This is a genomic window from Nocardia sp. NBC_00416 (assembly GCF_036032445.1).
GTDB lineage: Bacteria > Actinomycetota > Actinomycetes > Mycobacteriales > Mycobacteriaceae > Nocardia.
In genome coordinates this window covers 4,200,248-4,226,510 of the sequence record NZ_CP107932.1, presented here as the reverse complement: position 1 = coordinate 4,226,510, position 26,263 = coordinate 4,200,248, and the positions used below count along the sequence as shown (strand labels likewise).

The following is a 26,263-nucleotide window of genomic DNA, read 5'->3' as shown; positions in this document are numbered from 1 at the left end:
CTGGCAGACGCCTAGTGGGCTCGCAGCCCCGCGATGACGAGCCCTACCATGCGGCGTGCGTCGTATCGGGTGTTGCTCCCGGCGCCGATGCAGAGATTGCCCACCCCGCGCATCAATTGGTACGGATCCATGTCCGGGATGATCTCGCCCGCTGCCGCGGCGGCGTCGAGCAGTTGAGCGCACACGGGTACGAGGCGGTCGAGAAAATAGGTATGGAGGGATTCGAAAGCAGCGTTGTCGGAGTGCATGGCCTCGGCGAGGCCGTGTTTGGTGACCAGGAAATCGACGAAGAGATCGATCCAGCGGGCGAGGGCCGCATGTGGGGTCGGGCTGTCGGCGAGCAGGACGGGTCCGGCTGCGGCACACGCTTCGACCTGGTGGCGATAGACCGCGACGATGAGGTCGGCGCGGGTGGGGAAGTGCCGGTAGATCGTGCCGACGCCGACACCGGCCCGGGCGGCGATATCGCGGACGGGGACCTCGACGCCGGATGCGACGAATGCCGCGGCCGCGGCGTCGAGCAGGGTTTTCTGGTTGCGCCGGGCGTCGGCCCGCTTCCGCGGGGCCGTCGACTGCGGTACGTCGTCGATATCGGCCACTGTGCGGCCACCTCCGTTACTCCGGTTGGCAAACGGAACAATGTTCCGTATATTGGTTATCGGAACGCCGTTCCGTTTGTCCAGGATGTCAGAACAAACGGCCCCGCGTCGAGTCACCCGGACCCGTGGAGGGAAGCCCATGTCGCAATCGATCCAGCCCAGTTTCGGAATAATGACCGCCCCCATGCAGGTCGACTACCAGGACATCCTGCGCATCTGGCAGGAAGCGGACGCGATCCCGGTGATCGAGCACGCGTGGCTCTTCGATCACCTGCTGCCGATCGTCGGCGACCTGAACGGGCCGAACTACGAAGGCTGGACACTGCTGTCCGCCCTCGCCGCGCAAACCCGGCGACTGCGTCTCGGGCTGCTCGTGACCAGCAACCGTTTCCGGCCGCCGGCGATGCTGGCCAAGATCGCCACCACCGTCGATATCGTCTCCGGCGGCCGGCTCGACTTCGGTATCGGCGCGGGGTCGCGACCCGGTCATCCGCTGGCTCGGCGTGAGTACGACGCGCACGGCCTGCCGTACGAGGGATTCGGCGACTCGGTGCAGAACCTCGCCGAGGCCTGCACCGTGATCCGGCGGTTGTGGACCGAGGACGAACCGTTCGATTTCAAGGGCGAGTACATCCAGCTCGCCGGGGCGTTCGGCAACCCCAAACCGGTCCAGTCGCCGCATCCGCCGATCGTCATCGGCGGGCGTTCGAACGCCGTGCTGCGCGTGGTCGCCGAGCAGGCGGACCTGTGGAACATCCCGGGCGGCGATATCGACGACGTCGTGGCGCGCAGTGCGCTGCTGGACCGCTACTGCGCCGACATCGGTCGTGACCCCGCATCGATCACCCGTTCGATCCACCTGCCCGTGTCCTATGACCGGCCCGGCTCGACCCGGGATGCGATCGGAGAGGCAGCCGACGCCGGATTCCGGCATATCGTGCTAGGGCTGGAACCGCCCTACTCCGCCGGTGTCGCGCAGTGGGTCGCCGACGAGCTCATCACTCCCTCATTCTGACGCCCGGTTCGATCGAGCCGGGCCCGCGACAGTGCGACGTCGTTGTCGAGCGGGCTTCCTGCGAGTGATCGGCGGTGCGGGCCGGAGCGGTCGACCGCAGGTCGGGTTCGGCGTTCTCCCGGAGTGGCCGGACCCGCCATTTGCGGAGGTTGTCGATGAGTGGGCACCGCGAAAACGGCGCAGATCGGGGCGAGTTCGGGGGAATTGTCGAGCAGCAGGCCCGTGGCGGATAGTTTGCGACGAAACTATCATGGCGGCATGACTGCGATGGCGACCGTACGTGCCGAACCGGATCTCTCGTTCCTGCTGGACCGCACCAGTCATGTGTTGCGGACGCGGATGGCGGCGGCGCTCGCGGAGGTCGGGCTGACCACGCGCATGCACTGCGTGCTGGTCCATGCTCTGGAGGGGGAGCGGACCCAGGCTCAGCTCGCGGAGATCGGCGATATGGACAAGACCACCATGGTGGTCACCGTCGACGCCCTGGAGAAGGCCGGTCTGGCCGAGCGGCGTCCGTCGTCCGTCGATCGCCGGGCCCGGATCATCGCGGTCACCGATCGGGGTCGCGAACTCGCCGCGCGCAGCCAGAAGATCGTCGACGAGGTGCATCGCGGTGCGCTCGATTCGTTGCCCGAAGGTGAGCGGGAAACGATGTTGCGGGCGCTGCGGCGTTTGACCGAGGGGCATCTGGCCGAGGCGGCGGAGGCGCCGCCCGCGGCGCGCCGCGCCCGGCAGTAGTTCTCTTATGGATTGTCTATAACGGAACTATCTATTACAGTCTCTTCTGTTGGTTCGAGCAGGAGAGTGCCATGACCTATCCGAAACGTCTCGCGTTGGCTGTGCTGTCGGCCGCGACGCTGATGACCATCCTCGACGGCAGCATCGTCACAGTGGCGCTGCCGGAGATTCAGCACGAGCTGGGCTTCACCCCGGCCGGATCGAGCTGGATCGTGAACGCCTACCTGATCGCCTTCGGCGGATTGTTGCTGCTGGGCGGTCGTCTCGGTGATCTCGTCGGCCGCCGGAGGATCTTCCTCGCCGGAAACGGTGTCTTCACGGCCGCTTCCCTGTTCGCGGGTGTGGCCACCACTTCCGGTCAACTGATCGCCGCGCGCTTCCTACAGGGAGTGGGCAGCGCGTTCGCCTCGGCGGTCGCGCTCGGCATCCTGGTCACGCTGTTCACCGAGCGGCGCGAACGCACCTTCGCCATCGGAGTCTTCGGATTCACCGGCGCCGCGGGCGCCGCGCTCGGACAAGTGCTGGGCGGGATACTCACCGACGGGCTCGGCTGGCATTGGATCTTCTTCATCAACGTGCCGATCGGGCTGGTCACGATCCTCGCGGCGCTCAGATCGCTGCCCGCGGATCGGGGGACCGGCCGGCTCGCGAACGTCGACGTGCTCGGCGCCGTGCTGGGCACGGCCGGCCTGATGCTGGGCATCTACACGGTGGTCGAGGTCGAGAAGTACGGCTGGACGGCCGGCCGCACCCTGGGACTCGGGGCCGTATCGCTGATCCTGCTGGCCGCTTTCGTCGCCCGTCAGGCCACCGTCGGTGAACCACTGCTGCCGTTGCGGATCTTTCGCTCACGCAGTGTCTCCAGCGCCAACCTGGTGCAGATGCTGACCCTGTCGGCGATGTTCGCCTTCCAGGTCCTCGTCGCGCTCTACATGCAGCGCGTGCTCGGCTACGGGGCGCTGGAAACCGGGCTGGCGATGCTGCCCGCGGCGGTGGCGATCGGGGGAGTGTCGTTGTTCGTATCCGCCCGGCTCAATGCCCGTTTCGGTGAGCGCACGGTGCTGCTGGTCGGTCTGCTGGTCGGGCTGGCCGGGATGCTCTGGCTCACGCGGTTGCCGGTGCACGCCTCCTATGTCACCGATCTGCTTCCGGTGATGGTGCTGATCGCCGGGTTCGGTCTGGTCATGCCCGCACTGACGGCGCTGGGCATGTCCGGTGCCGCGGCCGACGACGCGGGGCTGGCCTCCGGACTGTTCAACACCACCCAGCAGATCGGGATGGCGTTGGGTGTGGCGGTCCTGTCCACACTCGCCGCGTCCCGGACCGGCGCACTGCTCGCCGCCGGGGCATCCGACGCCGAAGCGTTGACCAGCGGTTACCGGCTGGCCTTCGCTGTCGCCGCCGGTCTGTTGGCGACCGCGCTGCTCGTGACGGCCGCTGTGCTGCGCCCCGCCGCCCGTGAACCGGTCTCGGAAGTCGAAGCTGCCGGAACGGTCCTACCCGCGCACTGACGGGTCGTCGATTCCGGATCTGCCCGGAAAGCTCGGTCCGGATGGACGTCCGACACCGAACACACCCTGAAAACGAATGGAGATGTCATGACGGTGGTATTCGACGCGCGCACGCGGCAGCTGCTGGACGAGCGGAACTTCGCCACGGTGGCGACGATCGGGCCGGACGGAGCGCCGCATACGTCGGTGGTGTGGATAGCGCGGGACGGCGACGCGATACTGTTCTCCTCGACAGCGGGCCGCCGGAAAGTCCGCAATCTCGCCACCGATCCGCGGATCGGTCTCACTGTCTTCGATACAGCGAATCCGTATCTGTCCGTGGACATCCAGGGCACGGCCGAATTGATCGAAGACCCGGAAAAGTCGCTGCCGCTGACGTTGTCGCGCAAGTATCTCGGCGAGGACCCGCCCGCCGAACCCGGCCACATCCGCCGGGTCATCGTTCGCGTGACACCCCGCAAGGTCACCGGATTCGCCCTCGCGGATCCGGCGCCGGAACCCGCAGCCGAATGATCGCCGCCGGGTGTGGAATACCGTGACCGAATGATCGCCGCCCTTCCGGTGCGCGACCGTCGGCACATCGGGATCGGGATCGACGCCGATGACTCCGGCCCGCCGCTCCGCGCGGGCACGAACCGCTCGTGCGACCCGATCAGGTCGCGCGTGCGTCCTCGCCGAGTCGAACAGGTGGTTCGGGCCGCGGGCGGTTCGATCGTATCGGCTTGACCTCAAGTTTTGTTCAGGTCATAGCGTCGCGGCCGGAAGGGAGTTCGACATGACGATATTGGTAACGGGCGCTACGGGAAACACTGGACGGCACGTGGTGGCAGAGCTGCTGCGCAGAGGTGCGGCGGTACGTGCGCTCACCCGCGATCCCGAGCGGGCCGCGGGTCTGCTGCCCGCCGGTACGGAATTGGTGCCGGGCACTCATACCGAGCCGGGTGCGCTCGACGCCGCTCTGGACGGGGTCGCGGGGTTGCACATCACCGCGACCGCGGGCGTGGCCGACACCGGACCGGAGCTGGTCCGGCGGGCCGTGGCAGCCGGGGTCGAGCGGATCACCATCCTGTGGGGCGGATATGTCGGACCCGCGGAGACCGCGGTGGCCGAATCGGGTGTCACCTGGACCCGACTCGAACCGCAGGAGTTCATGTCCAATGCGCTCACCTGGGCCGAGTCCATTCGAGCCGAGGCCGTGGTGCGTGAGCCGTTCGACATCCCCAGCGCCGTGGTGCACGAGGGCGATCTCGGCGCGGTGGCCGCGATCGCGCTCACCGAGGACGGCCACGCCGGCCGGGCCTACAACCTCAACGGACCGGAGCCGCTGACCACCGGCGAACGTGTGGCGCTGCTCGCCGGGGCGCTCGGCCGGGATATCACCTTCGAACAGATCGGCCGCGAACGGGCCGTCGAGCGACTCCTGCGGGAAGGCGTATCCCCGGCCGACGCCGAATATGTTGTCGGCTGGCATGCCGATCCGCCCGCGGCCGCCCGGATCCCCGACGGCACGGTGGACCGGATACTGGGCCGTCCCGCCCGGACGTTCGCGGAATGGGTGACCGAGCACAAAGCTCGTTTCTGAGCGCGGCACGCTGGGCCCGCCGGCACGATTCACCCTTTTCGGGCGAATCGTGCCGGGGGTATCCGGGCCTAGCCTGTGCGGGCCGAGGGCGATCCAGTCCTCCCGGGAACGGAGCTCCTATGTGCTATGAACCCAAACCGGCCACGGCGAAGACCGCGCGGGTCAACCACGACGCGGCCGGACGCTACGACCTGACGAACCGGCAGGATTTCGCCGACGCCCGCCGCGGGCTGATCGCCGAACTTCCCGGCAATGTCGTCGGCGCGGAGGGCTCGGTGGTCTTCGACGCGCATGCTCTCGACTGGATCGGTGCGGACGATCCCGCCCCGGAGTCGGTGAATCCGAGTCTGTGGCGGCAGAGCCAGGTCATCAAGCTGGGCGGTCTGTACCAGGTCACCGACGGCGTCTACCAGGTGCGCGGCAACGATATCGCCAATCTGACCGTGGTCGAGGGGGACGACGGTCTGATCGTCATCGACTGTATGGCCGGGGTGGAATCGGCCCGGCAGGCGATGGCGTTGATCCGCGAGCACGTCAGTGACAAACCCGTGGCCGCGGTGATCTACACCCACACCCATATCGACCACTACGGCGGGGTGAAGGGCGTCGTCGACGTCGACGATGTCGCGGCCGGCAAGGTGCCGATCATCGCGCCGGGGCATCAGTTCGACAAGTACGCCATCGGGGAGAACGTGATCGCGGGCAATGCCATGGCCAGACGCAGTTTCTACGCGTTCGGGGGGTTGCTCGACCTGAATGCGCAGGGGCATATCACCTGCGGTATCGGCATCCTCAGCACCGCCGGTCCACAGATCTCCTACATTTCCCCCACCGACCTCATCACCGAAACGGGGACCAGACGCGAGATCGCGGGCGTGGAGTTCGAGTTCCTCTACGCGCCCGATACCGAGGCGCCCGAGGAGATGCATATCTGGATTCCCCAACTCAAGGCGCTGACCTGCGCGGAGAACGCCAACCACTCGCTGCACAATATCCAGACCCTGCGGGGCGCGCGAACCCGTGACGCCCGGAACTTCGCCCGCTTTCTCGACGAAACGCTGGAGCGCTGGGGAGACGAGGCCGAGGTGCACTACGGGCCGCACACCTGGCCGGTCTGGGGCACGGACCGGGTGGCGGCGTTCCTCGGATCCCAGCGCGACACCTACAAGTACATCCACGATCAAGCGCTGCGCCTGGCCAACAAGGGGTACACCCCGCTGGAGGCCGCCGAGGTGATCGAACTGCCGGAGGAGTTGCGCCGCGACTGGGCGAGCCGCGGTTACCACGGCACCCTGCACCACGATGTGCGCGCGGTGTTCACCAAAGAACTGGGCATGTGGGACGGCGACCCGGTCTCCCTGCATCCGCATCCACCGGTCGACTCCGCGCGCCGGTTCGTCGAATTCGCCGGAGCCGACGCGATTCTCGACGAGGGCCGGCGAGCGGTCGACGCCGGCGACTACCGCTGGGCGGCCCAGATCCTGCACGCGCTGGTCTTCGCCGACCCGGACAACGCCGCGGCCCGCGAACTCCAAGCCGATGCCTACGAACAGATGGGCTATCAGGCCGAGGGACCGCAGTGGCGCGGCATCTTCCTCAGTGCGGCGAAGGAACTCCGGCTCGGCGTGCAGCCACCGCCGTACGTCACCGCCAGCGAGGATTCGATCCTCGCCATGCCGATCGAGATCCTGTTCGACTTCGTCGCGATCCACATCGTCGGCGACCGGGCCGCCGCGGCCGATATCACCCTGGACCTCGACTTCACCGACGCCGGTGAGCATTGGACGATGTGGATCCGGCGCGGCGTTCTCAACGCGCGCCGTGGGCGTTCTCCGCATCCACGACTCACTGTCAGCGGTCCGAAGAAGGCGCTCACCGCCGTGCTCCTGAAACCGGGAACAGCCGAGAAACTCGCGGCCGGCGGGGCTGTCGAACTGGACGGCGACAGCGCGGTGCTGGCCGAGCTGGACGCGCTTCTCGACGAGTTCGATCCGGCCTTCCCGATCGTCACGCCCTGACCCGGGCCGTCGGAGAAGGGTTCACAGCAGGGGCGCAGCCGCACCGCGGGGCGCCGCGCGCGGGGGTGGGTATCGTTCGGTGCGATACCGGCCGTGACCGAGGAGGTGGATCGTGTTCGAATTCGGGGATCTCGCCGTTCCGATCATTGCCGCGCCGATGGCGGGTGGGCCTTCGACGCCGGATCTGGTCGTTGCTGTCGCCGCGGCCGGGGGAATGGGTTTCCTGGCTGCCGGCTACAAGTCGCCCGAAGCCGTGGCGGAACAGATCAGGGACGTGCGGGCGCGTACGGACGCGCCATTCGGTGTGAACATATTCGTGCCGCAGCGGAATTCGTACGATACCGAGGCGGTGCAGCGGTACCGGACCGAATTGCTGGCGCCCGCCCGCCGCTACGGGATCGAGCTGCCCGCCGTGCGGGAGCGCGACGACGACTGGTTCGACGAGAAGGTGGATCTGCTGGTCGAGCAGCGGGTGCCGGTGGTCTCCCTGACCTTCGGCCTGCCGGCGGCGGATACCGTCCGACGGCTGCGCGACGTGGGCTGCGCGGTGGTCGCGACGGTGACCACCGCGGACGAGGCCCGCGGCGCGGTGACAGCCGGCGTGGACGCGTTGTGCGTACAGGGGCCGGACGGCGGCGGGCACCGGGCGACCTTCCGGGTCGAGGACGAGCCGGGAACGACACCCTTGATCGATCTGCTCGACGACATCACCTCCTGGTCTCCGCTGCCGGTGGTGGCGGCGGGCGGCATCTCCGATGGCACGCGGATCGTCGAGGCACTCGCGCACGGGGCGGTGGCCGTACAGCTGGGCACCGCGTTCCTGCGGAGCACGGAGTCGGGGGCGAAAGCGGCCCACAAGGCTGCGCTGGGCGATCCGCGGTTCACCCGGACGGTCGTGACCCGCGCCTTCTCCGGCCGGCCGGCACGCGGGCTGGCCAACGAGTTCATCGCCGCCCACGAGGACACGGCGCCGGCCGCCTATCCGCAGCTGCATCACCTCACCAGCCCGATCCGGGCGGCGGCCGCCGCCGAGCAGATCCCCGACGATATGGCGCTGTGGGCGGGCACCGAGTTCCGGCGGACAGCGCAGGATTCGGCGGGTTCCATCGTGCAGCGGCTGTGGGACGAGGCGCGCGCGTCCGGAGCGGCTCAGGGCTGACCCGTCGCGCCGGTGATCGTGTCGGTGGCGGTCGGTAGTCTCCCCGCCTGTCACCTCCCCGGTGCCCGGGCCGAACCGATCTGGAGGAAACGTGGAAGACGTGTGGCCGACGGTCCGGGCCGAGCGGCTGGCGCTCATCGCGGACCTCGAGGCGCTCACCGAACAGCAGTGGGCGACACCGTCACTGTGCGCCGAATGGACCGTGCACGATGTCCTCGCGCATATCGTGACCACCGCGGAAACATCCGTGCCGGGCTTCTTCTGGCATTTCGCCCGGGCGCGATTCGATTTCGACCGGTTCACCGCCGACGGTGTCGAACGGGGGCGCGCCGCGACACCCGCCGCGACGCTCGACCGGCTGCGTGGGCTGGTGGATCGGACGGTGTCGCCGCCCGCGCCGCGCGACAGCAGGCTGATCGAGATGATCGTGCACGGGGAGGATATTCGGCGGCCGCTGGGAATATCGCGGGAGTACCCGGTGGCGGCGACGGCCGACGCGCTGCGGCTACAGGCCGCGACCTCGGCCGGTTTCGGCGGCGGCCGGGATCTTCTCCGCGGGCTCACGCTGGTCGCGGATGACGCGGAGCTGACGCTGGGTTCGGGACCGGAGGTGCGGGGCCCGCTCCTCGCACTGCTGTTGATCGCGTCCGCGCGGCGGATCGCTGCGGTGGAGCTGCGCGGCGACGGCCTCGAGACGCTTCGGCAGCGGCTGGAATCCGGCCCGTCCTGAGGCCCTCGGAAGGCCCTCTCGGCCCGGCCGGTCGAGACGGGCCGAGAGGGTCCGGCACCGTATTTGTCGACCGATGGACGAAATCGTCGTAGCGTCGGTGAGGTGACTGTGCCAACAGACCTGCCCGCCACCGCGGGCGCGTTGCGGGCGGCCGGGTATGCGCCGCGGAGTGTCAAGGCCGAGATCCGGGAGAACCTGCTGGCCCGGCTGGGTGCGGGCGAGGATCCGTGGCCCGGGATCGTCGGCTTCGACCGGACCGTTCTGCCGCAATTGGAGCGCGCGCTGCTCGCCGGTCACGATGTGGTTCTGCTCGGCGAACGGGGGCAGGGCAAGACCAGGCTGTTGCGGACCGTGATCGAACTGCTCGACGAATGGACGCCGGTGATCGACGGTGTCGAACTGGGCGAGCACCCGCTGGAACCGATCAGCCCGGAGGGTTTACGGCGGGCGGCCGAACTCGGTGACGATCTGCCGGTCGCCTGGCGGCACCGGTCGCAGCGTTACGCCGAGAAGCTCGCGACACCCGATACCTCAGTGGGTGACCTGATCGGTGACGTCGACCCTGTGAAGGTCGCGCAGGGGCGCAGCCTGGGCGATCCGGAAACCATCCATTTCGGGCTGGTTCCGCGTGCGCACCGCGGGATCGTGGCCGTGAACGAACTACCCGATCTCGCCGAGCGTATCCAGGTCGCACTGCTGAACGTCATGGAGGAGCGCGATATCCAGGTGCGCGGATACACCCTGCGGCTACCCCTCGACGTGCTGCTGGTGGCGACCGCCAACCCCGAGGACTACACCAACCGAGGCCGGATCATCACCCCGCTCAAGGACCGTTTCGGCGCCGAGATCCGAACGCACTATCCGCTGACCGTGGAGACGGAGATGGCGCTGGTGCGTCAGGAAGCCGAACTGGTCGCCGAGGTAGGGGACCCGCTGATCGAGGTGCTGGCACGGTTCGTCCGGCGGCTGCGGGAGTCCCCGGCCATCGACCAGCGCTCCGGTGTCTCGGCGCGGTTCGCGGTGGCCGCAGCCGAGACCGTGGGCGCGGCGGCGCTGCGCCGGGCCGCGCTGACCGGGGAGAATCCGGCGGTCGCCCGGCCGGTGGATCTGGAATCTGTCCCGGCGGTGCTGCGCGGGAAACTGGAATTCGAATCCGGTGAGGAAGGCCGCGAACAGGAGCATCTCACCCATATGCTGCGGCGCGCCTTCGCCGAAACGGCGCGTGACCGCCTCGGCGGGCTGGATCTGCGGCCGTTGGCCGACGCCGTGGACGAGGGGCATTTGGTGACGACCGGTGAGCGGGTCCCCGGTACGCAGGTATTGTCCGCGCTACCGGAATTGCCGGTACTGCACGAGGTGGCCCTGCGGCTCGGCGTAGCGGCGGGTGATCCGCCGCAGCGGATCGCGGCCGCTGTCGAGTTCGCGCTCGAGTCGCTGTACCTGGCACGTCAGGTGGCCAAGGATTCCGATGACGAGGGCAGCGCGGTGTACGGCGGATGACCGCCGTACACAGTTTCGAAGAGGTGTGATGACAGCGGCGGACCGTTATTCCTACGGGCCCTACCATGAAGGGCCCGATCCGTTGGCGCCCCCACTCGATCTGCGAGAGGCGCTCTCGGAGATCGGACGCGAGGTGATGGAGGGTTCCTCGCCGCGTTCGGCGCTCGAAGAGCTGTTGCGGCGCGGGACGAGCGGGATGCCCGGACTCGAGGAGCTGACCCGGCGCCTGTGGGAGCGACGGGCCGAGATCTCGCACTCGCATCGGCTGGACGGCACGCTCCAGCAGGTCCGGGAACTGCTGGACAAGGCAGTGGAGGCCGAGCGGCGGGAGCTGTTCCCGGACCCGTCCGACGATGCGCGGTTCGCCGAAATGCGGTTGGACGCACTGCCGTCGAGCACCGCGGGCGCGGTGAACGAACTCGGCGAATATCCGTGGCGCTCCGAAACCGGCCGCGAGAACTACCAGAAGATTCGCGATCTGCTCGGCGAGGAACTGCTGGCCTCCCGCTTTCAGGGCATGAAGCAGGCCTTGCAGAGCACGACCCCGCAGGACGTGGAGCGCGTCCGGCGGATGATGTCGGACCTCAACGACCTGCTCGCCGCGCACGCCCGCGGCGAGGACACCGGTGCGCGGTTCGCCGAGTTCATGGCCGAACACGGGGAGTTCTTCCCGGAGAATCCGCGCGACACCGACGAATTGATCGACGCGCTGGCCGCTCGCGCCGCGGCCGCGCAGCGAATGATGAATTCGATGTCGGCGCAGCAGCGCGCCGAACTGAGCGAACTCATCGGACAGGCGTTCGGCGATCCGCGGATCGCGCAGCAGATCGCCGATCTGGACGCGAACCTGCGCACCCTGCGCCCCGGGCAGGACTGGGAGTCGGCGCGGCGTTTCCGCGGGCAGGACCCGCTGGGCATGGGCGAGGCTGTCGAGGCGATGCAGGACCTCGGCGAACTCGACGAGCTCGCCGCCCAGCTCGCCCAGTCCTATCCCGGTGCGCGGCTGGAAGATATCGACCTGGAGATGCTGGAGCGGCAGCTGGGCGCCGACGCCCGGGTCGACGCGGCCCGGCTGGCCGAACTGGAGCGGGAACTGAGCCGGCAGGGCCTGTTCGAACGCTCCGCCGACGGATCGCTGCGGCTCACCCCGAAGGCGCTGCGCCGGCTGGGCGAGGTCGCGTTGCGGGATATCGTCGGGAAATTGCGGAGTCGGAAAGGTCAGCGCGAAACCGCACTCGCCGGCGCGGCCGGTGAGCCGACCGGCGCGACCCGCCCGTGGCAGTTCGGCGACACCGAGCCCTGGGATGTCTCGCGCACGGTGCGCAACGCGGTACTGCGGACCGCCGCCACCGGGGACGGCACCGTGACCCTGGATGTGGCGGATGTGGAGATCACCGAGACAGAACAGCGCTCCCGGGCAGCGGTCGCGCTGTGCGTCGACACCTCGTGGTCGATGGTGCAGGACGGTCGCTGGGTGCCGATGAAACGGACGGCGCTGGCACTGCAACACCTGATCAGCACGCGATTCCGGTCCGACGCACTGGAACTGATCACCTTCGGCCGGCATGCCGCGACAGTGGATATCGCGGAACTGACCGGCCTGGAACCGGTCTGGGAACAAGGCACGAATCTGCACCACGCGCTACTGCTGGCCGGACGGCATCTGCGCCGGCATCCCGACGCGGTACCGGTGGTGCTGGTGGTCACCGACGGTGAGCCGACCGCCCACTTGGACCCGGACGGTACGGCCTACTTCAATTGGCCGCCGGACCGTCGCACCCTGGCCGTCACCATGACCCAGGTGGATTCGCTCGCCCGGCTGGGCGCCTCGATCTCGGTGTTCATGCTGGGTGAGGAACCGCGGCTCGCGGCGTTCGTGGATCTGGTGGCCCGGCGCGGCGGCGGACGCGTGGTGGCGCCCGACCTGGACGGGCTCGGCGCCGCGGTGGTCAGTGACTATCTGCGGGGCCGGCGGCGCTGAAATCTGCCCGGCTCCAGCAGGAGACGGCACGAGGAGGGTGAATGCGGCTGGACGCACGGCAGGCGCGGGCGCGGTTCGCCGAGGCCCGGGTGGCCAGGCTGGCGACCGTCACCGCCGAGGGGCTACCGCATATCGTGCCGATCGTATTCGCGGTCGCCGGTGACATCGTCTACACGGCGGTCGACGCGAAACCGAAATCGACCACCGCGCTGCACCGGCTGGCCAATATCGAGGCGAACCCGAATATCGCTGTGCTGGCCGATTTCTACGACGAGGACTGGTCTCGCCTGTGGTGGGTCCGGGCCGACGGGCCGGCCCGGATCGCTGCGGGGGACGAGGCGCGGCAGGGTCTGGATCGGCTGACCGCGCGCTATCCGGTGTACGTGGCCCAGCCGCCGCCGGGGCCGGTGATCGCGCTGGACATCAGACGCTGGTCCGGCTGGGCGGCGAGCTGATCACCGGTCCCGGATCAGGAGCCGCCGCCCATAGCGAACCGCAGCAGCGCCTGCTTGTCGCCCTGTTTGATCTTGCCCTTGCGGTTGAGCACCTCGAGCTGCCAGACATTGCCGTTGCGGAACGTCCGGGCCACCGCGTTCGCGTTGTCCGCGCCCAGCAGCGACGGCCAGATATCGGCCACCTGCTGGCTGCTACCGCCGGAAGCGTCGTAGACCTTGAAGGAGATGTTGTTCGCCTTCTCGAAGGAACTGCCCTTCTTGAAGGCCGCCGCGACGAAGACGATGGCGTCGATACCGCCCGGGATGTCGGCGAAGGTGACGTGCACGGTTTCGTCGTCACCGGCCGCCGCGCCGGTCTGCTCGTCGCCCGAGTGCAGAACCGAGTTGTTGCCCAGCGGGTCCAGCGAATCCAGTCCGGCGAAGCGGACCGGCTCGCTGCCCTGCATGAGGATGGCGATCAGGTCCAGGTCCACCCCCTTCTTGCGGCGCGCCCAGCCGAGCGCGCCACCGCTGGCGCCAGCGGAGGGGTCCCAGCTGACTCCGACGCTCAGCTTGGAGATCCCCGCGAGATCCGCTGCGCCGTCTTCTTTTTTGAGCGTGATCATGGCTTTCACCGTACCGGCTGCCGGCGAACGGCGGGTGACCGGCGGATTCGTACTCATCCACCCGGAGAATCTGTGGGCCGGTGCGGCCGCGGCCAGGGGTGCCGGGCGATCCCCTCGATGCCTTCGTTGAACCGTTCCATCAGCCGGACCAGCTGATCCACGTCGTCGTCGGGCCAATCGGCGAGCGCGGCGCCCACTCCGCGTTGTTGCAGGTCGAGATCGGCCCGGAAAATCCGGAGTCCCTTCTCGCTCGGCCGTATTTTGCGCGCGACTCCGCCGTCGGGGTCGGGCACCCGCTCCACCAGGTCCTGGTCCAGCATGGCGGCGACCTGGCGGTTGATCGTGGACACGTCCAAGCCGAATGCCTCGGCAAGTTCGCGCAGGGACAGCGGTTCGCCCAGCTGTAACCGGGTGAGGATCAGGTAGGCGGATCTGTCCAGCTGGAACGGCGAATTCCGGCGCGCGGCCGGGTACTGCCGGGACAGTAGAGTCAGTTCCAGGACGAGCCGCGCGAGGACCTCTGGGTCCCGGCGATCGGCCGCCGCGGTCGCGGCGGGCAGAGCAGCCGAATCGGACATTCGCACACTATGTCGCCTGATTCGCCCGAATACAAAATTATGCACCATACACATGCTGTGTAACGTGCATATTCGTGACCGCGGCGGCGGCGTCAACGGCACGCTCACCACCCTCGGCGGAAACGAAAGCGGCGGTGTACGAATCGAATGATGGGACCCCACCGCCGTATCCGATATCCATATCGTCGGATACGGGCGGCTGTAGCCGTGCCGGGGCAGGCCGTACCGTACCGAAACCTCGATCGCGTAGCGTGACCCTCAGTCGGTGGAGGTGAAGGTGTCGGAACGGCTCATGGAACCGATCGAGTCAGTCAACCCGGAATGGATCGACTACGCCGAATTCGGCAGGCGGTTCGTCACACACGCGGTGACCGAGCGGCGGATCGAAGCGGCGGTCGCCGGGATCGCCGGGCGCGGGCTCACGATCGGCCCGTTCAACCTGGTGCCCGCCGGGCTCGCCGGATTCCTCGCCGAAGGGAAGATCGGCCGGCCCGTGGTGGTGCGCCGAGCTCCGGACATCGCCTTCGATGTGCGGATACCGGTGTCGCTGACGGCCAAGATCCTGCTCGGTGGCACACCGTTGCGAGTGGAAACAGTGATGTCGATCGACCTCACCTTTCACGCCCGCACCGCGGATCCGCTGCTCATCGTGATCGATATCCCACGGGTGCGGCAGTCGGATGTGAGCGTGCGGCTGCGTCTGTCCGCCGCCGACGCGGTCGCCGAATGGCTGCTCGACCCCATAGCGGGGCTCCTGCAACGGGAAGTCGCCCACCGGGTGAACGGGATGCTGCGCGATCCGGGCGTGATGCGCAGCCGGATCTACGATATCGAGGCGATCGTCGCCCGCGAACGTTCCCCGCACCGGTCTCGGACCACCTTCGAATGGATCGACTACGCGGAATTCGGCCGCCGCTTCTTCCCGCGTCTCGTCACTCGCGACCGCGTCGGCCAATTCATCACGCACCTGGCCGGTCGGCAGATCGATATCGGCCCGATGCGCACCGGTCCCCGGGCCGCGGCACAGGTCACCGTCCACGGTGAAGTCGGCCTGCCCGAACTCTCCGATCGCCCGCCGGCGTCCACCGCCGACGATGATCCAGCGCTGGTCCGGTTCGATCTGACGGTCCCGGTATCGCTCGATATCACCGTCAGCGTCCTCAAGGACAACCGCTACCGCGCGGACGTGGAGATACCGCTGCAACTCACCGCGCACGCGGCCGATCCGCTACTGATCGTGGTCGAGGTCGAGCCGCCGGTGCGGGCGGACGTCCGGCTCGAATACGCGGCTCAGGGGATGCGCGCGGCGGCGTTGGGCGGCCTGGCGCGGATCAAGAAGCAGATCGTGGCCCAGGTGCTCCGGGTGGTACGGGCCGAACTGGCCGACCCGGCGAATCGCACGCTCGATGTGGGGGAGCGGATCGACCGGCTGTTGTAGTCGCTCGGGAACTCCGGTGCGGGCTCTTCCAGGCTGTGACGCGTGTGGCATATGAGGCGTTCGGTTCTGGCGGTTCGGGTGTGAATGTGGTGCAATATCTGCACGTTCGAGGCTCCCGGCGCACACAGTGCTGATGGGGAAGGTGCGCCGGGCACGCTGTTGCCGTTCTACCCGGGGTGTGCGAAGGAGTCCTGCGATGGTTTCTGCCCTGTCTCGTCGTGCTCTGCTCGGGTACACGGCTGCCGCCGTGGCCGCCGGCGCGGCGGGTTCGACATTCGGCGTTCCCCGGACCGGCACTCCCCGGGCCGCGGCGGCATCGCTGGGGACGCTGCTCGACTACGCGGGTGGAGTGCCGTCCGCGGCGGCGATCAAGGCGGCCGGCCACACCGGTGTCATCCGCTATGTCTCGGATCGGCGGCCGGGGGCGGAATGGATGGCCGGGAAACCGCTGCTGGCCGGGGAAGTCGCGGAGCTGCGGGAAGCGGGGCTGACGGTGGTGTCCTGCTACCAGTTCGGGAAAGGGCCCACCGCCGATTGGCGGGGTGGACTGGAGGCCGGTAAACGGCACGCCGAGCGAGGACTCGCGCTGCACCGGGCGGCCGGCGGGCCGGACGGTCGGCCGATCTACGCCTCTATCGACGACAACCCCACCCCGGTGGACTTCGCGACCATGATCCTGCCCTACCTGTACGGCTGGCAGACAGTCATCGGGCGGGAGAACACCGGCGTCTACGCCAACGCTCCCACCATCGACCTGGCCCGGACCGCGGGCGTGGGTTCCTGGTTCTGGCAGCACGATTGGGGGACGGCGCCAGGATACGTCCATCCGGCCGCGCACCTGCACCAGTTCGAGATCGACGATCGCACGGTCGACGGTGTCGGGGTGGACGTCAACGATATCCTCGCCGCGGAGTACGGAGCCTGGTGAACATCGCGCGGCCCGCGCGGATCATCGACGCGCCGAGCTGTTTCTCCGGTTGGCGATCACATACATATAGAGCAGCGCCGGCACCGTCCCGCACAGGAACAGCAGCAGCGTCGGCAGATCGCTGCGCAGCGGGACATCCCCGCCGGGGCCACGGCTGGCGGCGGCGAGAAAGGCCACCAGCCACGCGCCGATCGGCAGGAAGAGCACGATCACCCGGTTGGTGACGGTGGCGGCCGCCCACACCAGGGCCACGTTCACCGGCGCGGCGAGCAGCGCGGCGATCGGCACGGCAGTGCTGCCGACGTACAGGGGGAGGTAGAGGACTTCCAAGATCAGCGTGATCACCGCGTCGCACACCAGCACCGCGATCAGCACCGGCGCGAGTACCGCGGCCACCCACGCGGCCGCCCGCGGCCGGGAGGTCGTACCCGCTTGGCCGTCCACCGCGGCGGTCATCCGTGTGCCCGGGCCGTCGAACGCGGATCCGCCGTCGCGCCGGCCGCGGCGTCGCGGCCGATCTCGCCTACCGTTACCCAGTGCAGCATGCCGTCGAGTCTATTCGCCGGCCGCGGCCCGGGCGGCTACGCCAGTCCGGCGAACAGGTCGTCTTCCCGGCCGTCCACGCCGCCGGGCCGGGCCCGGCCACGGACCAGTACGAAATGCTCTTCCGGCAGCACCGGTTGGGCGATCATGTTGGTCAACGCGAATTCCCGGCCCGAGGGTGCGACCGTGAGCTGGGTGGCGTGGGCCCGCAGTGCGGCGCGTTTACCGGCCAGCACCTCCGCGACATCGATGGTCGTCGTCACCGTATCGCCCGGGACGCACGCCAACTCGTTCTCCGCGGCCAGCCGCCAGCCCGCCGGCAGGGCACCGGGCAGGTCGTCGACCGTGCGCCGGGCCAGGGCCCGCAGATGATCGCGCAGGATATCGCCGTCGGTCACGGTCCAATAGAACTTGGGCGTGTCCCAGCCCCGCTCGGCGGCGGCCGCCACGGCCGCGGTCGTAACACGGTGGGCCTGGATATGGTCCGGGTGGCCGTATCCGCCCTGCGGGTCGTAGGTCACCACCACGCGCGGTCGCAGTCGCAGGATCACCTCGGTGAGCGATTCGACCGCCGCGTCGCCGGCGTTGACGAAGGCCCGCGGATGCTCGGCCGACGGGGTGCCGGCCATCCCGGAGTCACGCCAGCGCCCGGCTCCCCCCAGGAAGCAGGGGGGTCCGGCGCCGAGTTCGGCGAGCGCCCGGGTGAGTTCGCCGATCCGGTAACCGCCCAGTTGATCGGCGTGGTCCGCGGTCAGGCCCGCCCACTGCTCGCCGACCACTTCGCCCTCTTCGCCGAGTGTGCAGGTCAGTACGGTGACCGGTACCCCGAGTCGCCGATAGTGGGCGATAGTGCCCCCGGTGGTGATCGTCTCGTCGTCGGGGTGCGCGTGGACCAGCAGCAGTCCGCCCGCACCGGGGTCGGCGGTCTCGGTCACGGCATCCGCCGCCACATCGCCGCGTCACCGAAGATCCCGGCCTGGATCGCACCGCTGAGCGAGGCGCCGTCCACCGAGGGGCCGGCCGCGGCGACCACATTGTCCTGCACGATCGGCAGCACCGTGGACTCTCCCCACAGCCGGGGTTCGGCTTCGGCGAGGGTCCGTGGCACCTCGACACCGTGCAGGGCGCCGTCGATCGACGGCTGGAATTGCGGATCGCAGATACCGGACAGATTGCTCGGAGCCCGGCGGGCCGCTTCCACGGCGGCCGGAACCTCGGTTTCCGCGCCGTCTTTCGCGGGCGCGGCGGGTGGTTCGGGCGGGCAGCCGTAGCGCGAGGCCAGGGCGGTCGCGGGATCGCCACCGGTCGCCTCCCAGCCGACGACGGCGTCGACCGTGTTCTCCACCAGGCCTTTTCCGTACAGTTCGTCCGCAGCGAGATTGCGCACCGAGGCGTCGATTCCGGCGCTGCGCAGCTGGTCGGCGGCGGTATTGGCCACAGCGAGCGCGGTATCGTCGCCGGTCACCGCACCGATCCGGAGTACCAGCGGCTCACCGTTGCGAGCCAGCGAGCGCGGCCGCGGCGCCGGTGAGGTCGCCGAGACGGGCGGTGGTTCGGGGGCGCGGCCGAATCCGGCCTCGGCCAGTAGACCGAAGGCCTGGTCGGGGTTGAGCCGGGGTGGCTCGGTCGGGGCGTAGCCGGGATCGGAAGGGGAGAGCACTTGTGCGCGCACCGGTTCCACCCAGTTCCCGGTTTGCGCGCCGACTGTGGCCAGCAGCGCCGGATCGAGGAGCGCCAGCACCGCCGTCCGGACCCGGTGATCGCTGAGTACGCCCTCGCGGCCGTTCAGCGTGAGCCGGAGTTGGCGGGACTGCGGCATGATGGCCGTGCGGACCGAGGGGATCGCGGCCAGCTGGGACTGGGTAGCGACCCCGCCGTGTACCAGTGCCATCTGCGTATCGCCGGTGCGCAGCGAATCCGCCAGCTGGGCGGGGGTGCCGCCGCGCCGCAGCAGGATCTGGTCGGGGCGGGCCGGGGTGCCCCAGAAGCGGTCGTTTCGTTCCAGCAGGATCTCGTCCCGACCCGGGTCGGCGGATTCGATGGTGAAATTGCCGCCCGACACCGGTATCTGCTCGACCAGCGTCCGCTGGAAGCCGCCCGGCGAATCCTTCATCAGATGCGAGGGCAACAGATTCGCGAACAGATGCGGCCACGCCGGATACGGCTGGTTGAACACCACGGACACGGTTTTGCCGCCGCCCGAGGAACGGACCTCGGAGATGAGGCGGTAACCGGCCGGGTCGATGACACCCGGCTGGGTGATCATCTGCTGCCAGAGGTAATGGAAGTCCTCGGCCGCGATCGGCGCGCCGTCGGACCAGTTGGCCTGGTCCTTCAGCTTGTAGGTGACGGTGAACGGCGTCTGGGAGGTCACCGTCGCCGAATCGACCAGGGCGGTGTCCGGTATCCAGAGCGTCCCGCCGGGCAACGCCGGATCGGGTGTCGGCCGGAACGGGCTCGGCAACACCATCGCGGCCACCGCGGCGGTCGCCGGGGACTGGTTGGACCGCAGATGTGGATTGAATCCGATGCCGATGTCGTCGATGGCGACGACGACCGTGTTCTTGGTCGGCTGCGCCGGCTCGGTTTTCGGGCTGTCCGTACTGGCGATGGGCGGCGGCGGGTCGGCGGTGCATCCGGCCGTCACCGGAATGAGCACCGCTGCGAGCACCAGCAGCCCGCGCCACACCGCGCGCCTCCCCGAAATCACGTTCGGCACTCTACCCAAACCCGTGCCGCCCCGTCCGGCGGCGAAACCGCTTACAGCGATGCCCGGTCGCGCGCCTTGCGGCGCGACAGCTCACGGGCCCGCTCGTTGGCGGGCAGTGTGACCTTGCGCACCCGCACGAACTCCGGCGTCACCTCGACGCATTCGTCGCCCGCGCAGAATTCCATGGCGGCTTCCAGGTCCAGCTGGAGTGGCTTGGCGAGCGTCTCCATGACATCGGCGGTGGAGGACCGCATATTGGTGAGCTTCTTCTCCTTGGTCACATTGATATCGAGGTCCTCGGCGCGCGGGTTGATCCCGACGACCATGCCCTCATAGGTTTCCGCGCCCGGCTCGACGAAGAACTGCCCGCGATCGGCGAGCTGGATCATGGCGAACGGGGTCACGCTGCCGGCCCGGTCGGAGACCAGTGACCCGGTGTGCCGGGCCCGGATCTCACCGGCCCACGGCGCGTAACCGTGCGAGACGGCATTGGCGATACCGGTGCCGCGGGTTTCGGTCAGGAAATCGGTACGGAATCCGATCAGCCCGCGCGAGGGCACGATGAATTCCATCCGCACCCAGCCCGCGGCGTGGTTGGTCATCTGCACCATCTTGCCCTTGCGGGCGGCCAGCAGCTGAGTGATGGCGCCCAGGTATTCGTCCGGGCAGTCGATGGTGAGTTCTTCGTAGGGCTCGTGCACCTTGCCGTTGACCTGCCGGGTCACCACCTGCGGTTTGCCGACGGTCAGCTCGAAACCCTCACGTCGCATCTGTTCGACCAGGATGGCCAACGCGAGTTCGCCACGGCCCTGGACCTCCCAGGCGTCCGGGCGCCCGATATCGAGCACACGCAGTGAGACGTTGCCCACCAGTTCCTGGTCGAGCCGCGACTTCACCATCCGCGCGGTCAGCTTGTGGCCCTTCACCCGGCCGACCAGCGGCGAGGTGTTGGTGCCGATGACCACCGCGATGGCGGGTTCGTCCACCGTGATGCGCGGCAGCGCGACGGGCTCCTCCGGATCGGCGAGGGTATCGCCGATCATGATGTCGGAGATGCCGGCGACGGCGACGATATCGCCGGCCACCGCGACCTCACCCGGCTGCCGTTCGACGCCGATGGTCTGCAGCAGTTCGGTGATCTTGACCGTCTTCACCCCGTCGGCGTGCATCCACGCGACGTTCTGGCCTTTGCGGAGTTCGCCGTTGTGGATCCGGACGAGCGCGAGCCGGCCCAGGAAGGCGGAGGCGTCGAGGTTGGTGACGTGAGCCTGCAGCGCGGCGGCCGGATCGCCCTTGGGGGCGGGGATGTTCTCCAGCAGCACGTCGAACAGCGCGTCCAGATTCTCCGCGTTCGGCACCTCGCCGTTCTGCGGCTGCTCCTTGGATGCCTTGCCCGCGCGACCGGAGGCGTAGAGGACCGGCAGGTCCAGCGCGAGTTCGGCGGCTTCGGCGGCGTCGTCGTCGAGATCGGAGGCCAGGTCCAGCAGCAGGTCGTGGCTCTCCTCGACGACCTCGGCGATCCGCGCGTCGGGCCGGTCGGTCTTGTTGACCACCAGGATCACCGGCAGACAGGCCGACAGCGCCTTGCGCAGCACGAACCGGGTCTGCGGCAGCGGGCCCTCGGAGGCGTCGACCAGCAGCACCACACCGTCGACCATGGACAGGCCGCGTTCGACCTCACCGCCGAAATCGGCGTGGCCGGGGGTGTCGATGACATTGATGACCGTGACGCTGCCGTCGGGATGGTGCCGATGGACGGCGGTGTTCTTGGCGAGAATGGTGATGCCCTTCTCGCGTTCCAGGTCGCCGGAGTCCATCACCCGATCCACGGGCTCGGCTCGTTCGGCGAACGCCCCGGACTGCCGCAGCATGGCGTCGACGAGCGTCGTCTTACCGTGGTCGACGTGGGCCACGATGGCTACGTTGCGAAAATCGCGTGTAGACGACACGCCGGTTCCTCCTGCTGGTTAACTGTTGCTTGCGGCCGGACCCTGCGACAGGGAGATTCGAAACTCACCGGGCATCTGGGCCGATTACACCCTACCGGGGAGATGGTGGCCTGCTGGAAGCGCCCAGAGGTAAGGGTATGCTAACCCGCATGGGCAAGGTCAAGGCGAGCGAGGTTTCGAGCCTCAAGCCTAAGAAGAAGTGCTGTCGTAAGAAGACGCGCTGCGTGAAATGCCCTGTGGTCATCATGCGGATGAAGCGCCTGGAGGCCACGGGCGCCACCGGTAAGGATTTGAAGAAGGGGCTCAAGAAGGCGCGTGCGGCGTGAGCAGGTAGTTGTTCAACTCGGTGTTCCGGGGTACCACGGCGAAATGACCACACCACTGCTTTCCGAATCCGAGATCGCCGCCGCGCTCGAATCGCTGCCGGAGTGGACCCGCGCCGGTGATTCGCTGACCCGGACCGTCGCGGCCGCCACCTTTCCCGCCGGAATAGAACTGGTGCGACAGGTGGCCGATATCGCAGAGACCGCGAACCATCATCCCGATATCGACATCCGCTGGCGCAAGGTGACCTTCACGCTCTCCACGCATTCCGCCGGTGGGCTCACGGCACAGGACGTGGCGCTGGCCCGTGAGATAGATCGGCTGGCACGGTAGCGGTCCGGGAAACCGTCCGGCCCGCCCAGATCATCCAGCCGTAAAGGGTCAGAACGCCGATCGCGTCCACCGCGCCGAGCCAGGACCAGACGCCCCAGCGGGAGATGGTCCAGATCGAATCCTGCAGGAACGAGAGCACCCAGGGCGCTCCGATCAGGGTCGTCAGCAGCCAGTACCCGGCCAGGATCTTCGCGCCGGGGACTGCCCGGTACGGCCCGTAGAGCAGCCACAGGACGGCCGGCAGCAGCCAGCCCCAATGGTGCGACCAGGAGATGGGCGAGATCATCAGCCCGAACAACTGCACGATCAGCGCGGTCCCCAGCAGATCGTCGCGGCGCAGGGCGCGCCACGCGAACCATCCCAGCGCGGCGGTCACCAGGACGCCGGCCAGCCACCACGGCCCGGTGCCGACATCGCTGCCCAGCAGTCGGCTCAGCGCGCCGCGCAACGACTGGTTCCACACCGACCCCACCGGCCCGATCCGATCGGCATCGCCGAGCAGCGTGCCGAAATACCGCCGGGTCTCCTCGGGGTTGATCAAGAAACTGGCCGCCACCGTCGCCCCGAACACCACCGCGGACCAGACCGCGGCGGCCCAGCGTCGCCGCGCGAGGAAGTAGAGCCCGCTGATCGCCGGAGTCAGTTTGATTCCCGCGACAGCGCCGACCAGCGTGCCCGACAGCCACCATCGAGTGCTGCGGACAGCGATCATCACGCCGAGCATCAAGAAGACATTGACCTGCCCGTAGTCGATCGTCGTGCGGACAGGCTCGAACCACAGGCCCACCGCGGTCCACGCCACCATGGCGGTGCGCCACCGCGGCTCGTGCAGCGCCTCCGGGCCCAGCAGTAGTTCGAACGCGATCCGCACCACCCAGTAGAGCGCGGCGACGATCGCGAACAGCCACAACACCGCCACGACGGTGAACGGGAGGAAGTGCAAGGGGAAGAAGACCACCGCGGCGAAGGGCGGATAGGTGAAGGGCAGCGGGAAATCCGGTGTTTTCTCGGCGTAGGTGAAATCGTAGAGATGATCGGTGAGCAGGGCCGCCGATCCGTCCACATAGACGTGCAGGTCGACCAGGTTCATTCCGTTGACGGTGAGCAGCATCCACAGCAGCCGCGCCAGTACGGTGATCCCGAGCGCCGCCAGGGCCAGGCGGAAGGGCATGAACCGCCGGATATCGGTCCGGGCGCGGGGCTGAGTCAATGCACGAGCTTTCGAGTCTGCCCGGGCCGGCAGCCGGACCCGGTGCTGTTGGGCGCGTCGGCAGGATTTTCCGGCCCGGAATACATTAACCCCACCGTTTTCGGTGCGGGCGCGAGCCTTCCGAGTGTCCGTTCGGGGTGGCGGCAAACCTTGCGCACAGTGTCCGGTAACCATCGAGCAACCGACGCGTCACAGGTATACATTTGCCTCAATTTTCACACCAGTCACTAGAATCACCCGCTACTGTCTGGTAGCACAGAGAAATGGGGGTCGCAATCCCGACCCCGGTGCTGTACAACGCGCGTCAGTGTCCTTAGAGTGACCCCGAAACGACGGCTTTTCAGCGTCGCCCAGATGTACCCGAGGTAAGGACGGCTAGACCAGTGCTTCGCACCCGAGGATCGCGGATCGCAATGTCCGCGCTCGCCATTGCGGCGGGCGCCTCCCTCGTGGCGCCCGCGACTGCCGTCGCGGGACCGGCCACCGAGGCGTCGGTGAGCAGCGTCCCGATGGTCCCCGAAGGGGTTCCCGTCGACGTTCTCGCCGCCCTGGCCCCGGCCATCGTCAACGCTCCGGTGGCCAAGGACGTCGCCGCCCCGGGCCCCCAGGCGACCATCCTGGCCCAGGCCCGCGCGCTACTGGACACGGTGAACCTGCCCCCGCAGATCAAATCGACTCTGGAACGGGTCATCACGTTCCTGGACGGCAGCGGCGGCGGCGGCCCCGACATCCCGGAATCCGGTCCGGCGATCGCCCAGTTCCTCTACCCGACCATCGGCCAGGGCTGCATCGCGCCGTCCGGCGATTCCGTCGGCACCGCCCTCGCGGTACCCGGCCCGGCGCAACTGCCGCCGCCCGGACCGGCCGCCGGTCAGACCGGTTTCGTCTTCACCGCCCTGGGCACCGAACGGCCGACGGCCGAACAGGTGAAGCCGATGACGGTGCAGTGGCGGAACCTGGACACGGGTGCGTCGGGCTCGCAGGTACTCACCGATGAGGCCAAGATCAACCCGGACGGCCCGGCCACGCTCTCGGCCATCGCGAACACCGGCAGCGGCCGGATCGTCGCGGTGATCGGCGGCGGACTCACCACACAGGCGACCGAAACCGAAGCGCGCACCTGCACGTTCATGCCGACCCTCGGTTTCTTCACCGTCTGAGTTATTGGCCCCGCCTGCGGCGGGGCGGGTCGGGGCCCTTGTCAACCCCGGTTCTTCACTCCGCCGCTCAGTCGCTGCGCTCCTTCGCTCTGTCGCTCCAGAACCGGGGCGGGCCCCGACTGTGTGGGATTGCGGCGCCTTCGGCGTCGCGGGTCGGGGCCCTCGTCAACCCCGACCAAGGATGTGGTCGGCGGGATGAATGTGAGCGCCACGGGAGTTCTGTGTGGTGGGGCAATTCGGCGGCGTCGATATCGTGTCGGTGATGCGCGGGGTGTGGTGGATCGCGGCGGAGCGAGTACGGACGGTTTCGCTCTGCACGCGCTGTCATTCGTGCGCTCGGTGATCGCGTTTCGGCGCTCCGAACCCGGGCGGGTGGACCAGGGATTTCATCGGCCGGACCACGTGACAATCGGTGCGGTCGCCACCTGTTGATACCCGTGGGAGGTCTCGGCGGCTGCTGACGGCCTCTCTTTTCGGCTGCGGTCATATGTCGCTGGCCGCTGCGCTGCTGTGGTCCGGCCGCTCGGGTCCGACCACGGGTGACAGTGGTGCAGCGAGGTCCTGCGGGGCGGGTCGGTGTTCGGCTGCGTCGCAGGGGGATTGCGGAGTTCCGGCAGTTTTTCAGGGGGGTTCCCCGACGAGGCGGGCCGGGCGGACGGACCTGTGCGCTGCTCCGGCAGGTGTTCACCACAAGAGCGGTGGGGGCCGGTCGGGTTCCGGGCGGAGTGGACGACTGCCGATGTGTCGGCGCTGTGGTAGACCGGGGTGATGGCGACTGTCGAGAATTCGTACAAGTCCAACATTCGGAGCCGGCGCTCGTCCCGATCGATCCTGTCGTTCCGATCCGAAGGGTCGATCCTGTCGATCGGGTCGGCGTATTCGATTCTGTCCATCGGCAGCGTGGGGTCGGTGCTGTCCATCGGTTCCATCGGGTCGTTCGGCTCGGCGATCTCCAGTGGATCCTTCCTGAGTCTCGGCTCGGCGCTGTCGGGGCTGTCCCGCTGGTCGCTGCTGTCGTGGATGGGTGACCACCACAGTCCGGATACCCGCCCCGAGCTGCGGGTGGTCGCGGACGAACCGGATCTGCGGGTGGCCCCCACCCGGCACTGCCAGACCTGACTCCGCCGCCTTCGGTTCGCGGCGCACGTTCGCCCGGACCGCACAGTCGACGACGATGCCCACGCAAGCGCGAGCGCC

25 protein-coding genes are annotated in these 26,263 nt (G+C 68.5%); 17 read left to right on the top strand and 8 right to left on the bottom strand.

The genetic code is table 11. The features are described 5' to 3' along the window. Positions 1-11: 11 nt before the first annotated feature. Positions 12-599, bottom strand: a complete 588-nt coding sequence (locus tag OG804_RS18055; RefSeq protein WP_442941563.1) for a TetR/AcrR family transcriptional regulator — start codon at positions 597-599, stop codon at positions 12-14. A 172-nt stretch (positions 600-771) separates the two neighbouring features. Here OG804_RS18055 and OG804_RS18050 point away from each other — a divergent pair, with 172 nt between their 5' ends. The 11 genes from OG804_RS18050 to OG804_RS18000 all read left to right on the top strand — a co-directional run bounded on the left by OG804_RS18050 (position 772) and on the right by OG804_RS18000 (position 13,288). Next, positions 772-1,614: an LLM class flavin-dependent oxidoreductase gene (locus OG804_RS18050; protein WP_442941562.1), complete on the top strand. Its 843-nt coding sequence runs from the start codon at positions 772-774 to the stop codon at positions 1,612-1,614. 258 nt (positions 1,615-1,872) lie between these two features. Beyond that, positions 1,873-2,352 carry a MarR family winged helix-turn-helix transcriptional regulator gene (locus tag OG804_RS18045; protein ID WP_328387993.1) on the top strand — a complete coding sequence of 160 codons (480 nt, stop codon included), beginning with the start codon at positions 1,873-1,875 and terminating at the stop codon, positions 2,350-2,352. A 71-nt stretch (positions 2,353-2,423) separates the two neighbouring features. After that, positions 2,424-3,863 (top strand): DHA2 family efflux MFS transporter permease subunit, encoded by a 1,440-nt coding sequence (locus OG804_RS18040; RefSeq protein ID WP_328387991.1) that lies wholly within the window; start codon positions 2,424-2,426, stop codon positions 3,861-3,863. 87 nt (positions 3,864-3,950) lie between these two features. Beyond that, positions 3,951-4,376 carry a PPOX class F420-dependent oxidoreductase gene (locus OG804_RS18035; protein ID WP_328387989.1) on the top strand — a complete coding sequence of 142 codons (426 nt, stop codon included), beginning with the start codon at positions 3,951-3,953 and terminating at the stop codon, positions 4,374-4,376. 262 nt (positions 4,377-4,638) lie between these two features. Next, positions 4,639-5,445 (top strand): NmrA family NAD(P)-binding protein, encoded by an 807-nt coding sequence (locus OG804_RS18030; protein ID WP_328387987.1) that lies wholly within the window; start codon positions 4,639-4,641, stop codon positions 5,443-5,445. 119 nt (positions 5,446-5,564) lie between these two features. Continuing rightward, a complete protein-coding gene (locus tag OG804_RS18025; protein ID WP_328387985.1) occupies positions 5,565-7,463 on the top strand; it encodes an alkyl/aryl-sulfatase in 1,899 nt (632 codons plus the stop codon). Between the two features lie 112 nt (positions 7,464-7,575). After that, positions 7,576-8,622, top strand: a complete 1,047-nt coding sequence (locus tag OG804_RS18020; protein WP_328387983.1) for an NAD(P)H-dependent flavin oxidoreductase — start codon at positions 7,576-7,578, stop codon at positions 8,620-8,622. Positions 8,623-8,713: 91 nt separating this feature from the next. Beyond that, entirely contained in the window at positions 8,714-9,352 is a 639-nt protein-coding gene (locus OG804_RS18015) for a maleylpyruvate isomerase family mycothiol-dependent enzyme (protein ID WP_328387981.1), read from the top strand. A gap of 102 nt (positions 9,353-9,454) precedes the next feature. Then, positions 9,455-10,852: a sigma 54-interacting transcriptional regulator gene (locus OG804_RS18010; RefSeq protein ID WP_328387979.1), complete on the top strand. Its 1,398-nt coding sequence runs from the start codon at positions 9,455-9,457 to the stop codon at positions 10,850-10,852. Between the two features lie 28 nt (positions 10,853-10,880). Further along, positions 10,881-12,833 (top strand): VWA domain-containing protein, encoded by a 1,953-nt coding sequence (locus tag OG804_RS18005; RefSeq protein WP_328387977.1) that lies wholly within the window; start codon positions 10,881-10,883, stop codon positions 12,831-12,833. 41 nt (positions 12,834-12,874) lie between these two features. Next, positions 12,875-13,288 (top strand): TIGR03668 family PPOX class F420-dependent oxidoreductase, encoded by a 414-nt coding sequence (locus tag OG804_RS18000; protein WP_328387975.1) that lies wholly within the window; start codon positions 12,875-12,877, stop codon positions 13,286-13,288. A gap of 14 nt (positions 13,289-13,302) precedes the next feature. On the opposite strand, the gene OG804_RS17995 is transcribed toward OG804_RS18000, so the two are convergent. Further along, entirely contained in the window at positions 13,303-13,950 is a 648-nt protein-coding gene (locus OG804_RS17995; RefSeq protein ID WP_328387973.1) for a TerD family protein, read from the bottom strand. Then, entirely contained in the window at positions 13,947-14,471 is a 525-nt protein-coding gene (locus OG804_RS17990) for a MarR family winged helix-turn-helix transcriptional regulator (RefSeq protein ID WP_328387971.1), read from the bottom strand. The genes OG804_RS17995 and OG804_RS17990 overlap by 4 nt, the downstream gene beginning before the upstream one ends. Before the next feature lie 292 nt (positions 14,472-14,763). On the opposite strand from OG804_RS17990, the gene OG804_RS17985 reads away from it, so the two are divergent. Both OG804_RS17985 and OG804_RS17980 read left to right on the top strand, forming a co-directional pair. Further along, positions 14,764-15,909, top strand: coding sequence for a hypothetical protein (locus OG804_RS17985; RefSeq protein ID WP_328387969.1), 1,146 nt, complete (start codon positions 14,764-14,766; stop codon positions 15,907-15,909). Positions 15,910-16,105: 196 nt separating this feature from the next. Continuing rightward, positions 16,106-16,837: a DUF1906 domain-containing protein gene (locus tag OG804_RS17980; RefSeq protein WP_328387968.1), complete on the top strand. Its 732-nt coding sequence runs from the start codon at positions 16,106-16,108 to the stop codon at positions 16,835-16,837. Positions 16,838-16,858: 21 nt separating this feature from the next. Here OG804_RS17980 and OG804_RS17975 read toward each other — a convergent pair whose 3' ends face one another. From OG804_RS17975 to typA, 4 genes are all read right to left on the bottom strand, one after another. Further along, positions 16,859-17,293, bottom strand: coding sequence for a hypothetical protein (locus OG804_RS17975; RefSeq protein ID WP_328387966.1), 435 nt, complete (start codon positions 17,291-17,293; stop codon positions 16,859-16,861). A gap of 125 nt (positions 17,294-17,418) precedes the next feature. Next, positions 17,419-18,315 (bottom strand): N-acetyl-1-D-myo-inositol-2-amino-2-deoxy-alpha-D-glucopyranoside deacetylase, encoded by an 897-nt coding sequence (gene mshB / locus OG804_RS17970; protein WP_328387965.1) that lies wholly within the window; start codon positions 18,313-18,315, stop codon positions 17,419-17,421. Further along, positions 18,312-20,099, bottom strand: coding sequence for an ABC transporter family substrate-binding protein (locus OG804_RS17965; RefSeq protein ID WP_442941561.1), 1,788 nt, complete (start codon positions 20,097-20,099; stop codon positions 18,312-18,314). Before OG804_RS17965 ends, mshB begins: the two co-directional genes overlap by 4 nt. A 41-nt stretch (positions 20,100-20,140) precedes the next feature. Further along, positions 20,141-22,039, bottom strand: coding sequence for a translational GTPase TypA (gene typA, locus OG804_RS17960; protein WP_328387964.1), 1,899 nt, complete (start codon positions 22,037-22,039; stop codon positions 20,141-20,143). A 149-nt stretch (positions 22,040-22,188) separates the two neighbouring features. On the opposite strand from typA, the gene OG804_RS17955 reads away from it, so the two are divergent. Both OG804_RS17955 and OG804_RS17950 read left to right on the top strand, forming a co-directional pair. Next, positions 22,189-22,365, top strand: coding sequence for a hypothetical protein (locus OG804_RS17955; RefSeq protein ID WP_328387963.1), 177 nt, complete (start codon positions 22,189-22,191; stop codon positions 22,363-22,365). Positions 22,366-22,408: 43 nt separating this feature from the next. Continuing rightward, a complete protein-coding gene (locus OG804_RS17950) occupies positions 22,409-22,696 on the top strand; it encodes a 4a-hydroxytetrahydrobiopterin dehydratase (protein WP_328387961.1) in 288 nt (95 codons plus the stop codon). Here OG804_RS17950 and OG804_RS17945 read toward each other — a convergent pair. Further along, positions 22,644-23,867 carry a mannosyltransferase gene (locus tag OG804_RS17945; protein ID WP_328398504.1) on the bottom strand — a complete coding sequence of 408 codons (1,224 nt, stop codon included), beginning with the start codon at positions 23,865-23,867 and terminating at the stop codon, positions 22,644-22,646. The genes OG804_RS17950 and OG804_RS17945 overlap by 53 nt on opposite strands. Positions 23,868-24,319: 452 nt before the next feature. On the opposite strand from OG804_RS17945, the gene OG804_RS17940 reads away from it, so the two are divergent. Both OG804_RS17940 and OG804_RS17935 read left to right on the top strand, forming a co-directional pair. Beyond that, complete coding sequence (locus OG804_RS17940) at positions 24,320-25,066, top strand: Rv1157c family protein (protein ID WP_328387959.1); 747 nt, start codon at positions 24,320-24,322, stop codon at positions 25,064-25,066. Between the two features lie 768 nt (positions 25,067-25,834). Further along, positions 25,835-26,185, top strand: a complete 351-nt coding sequence (locus OG804_RS17935; protein WP_328387957.1) for a hypothetical protein — start codon at positions 25,835-25,837, stop codon at positions 26,183-26,185. Positions 26,186-26,263: the final 78 nt, after the last annotated feature.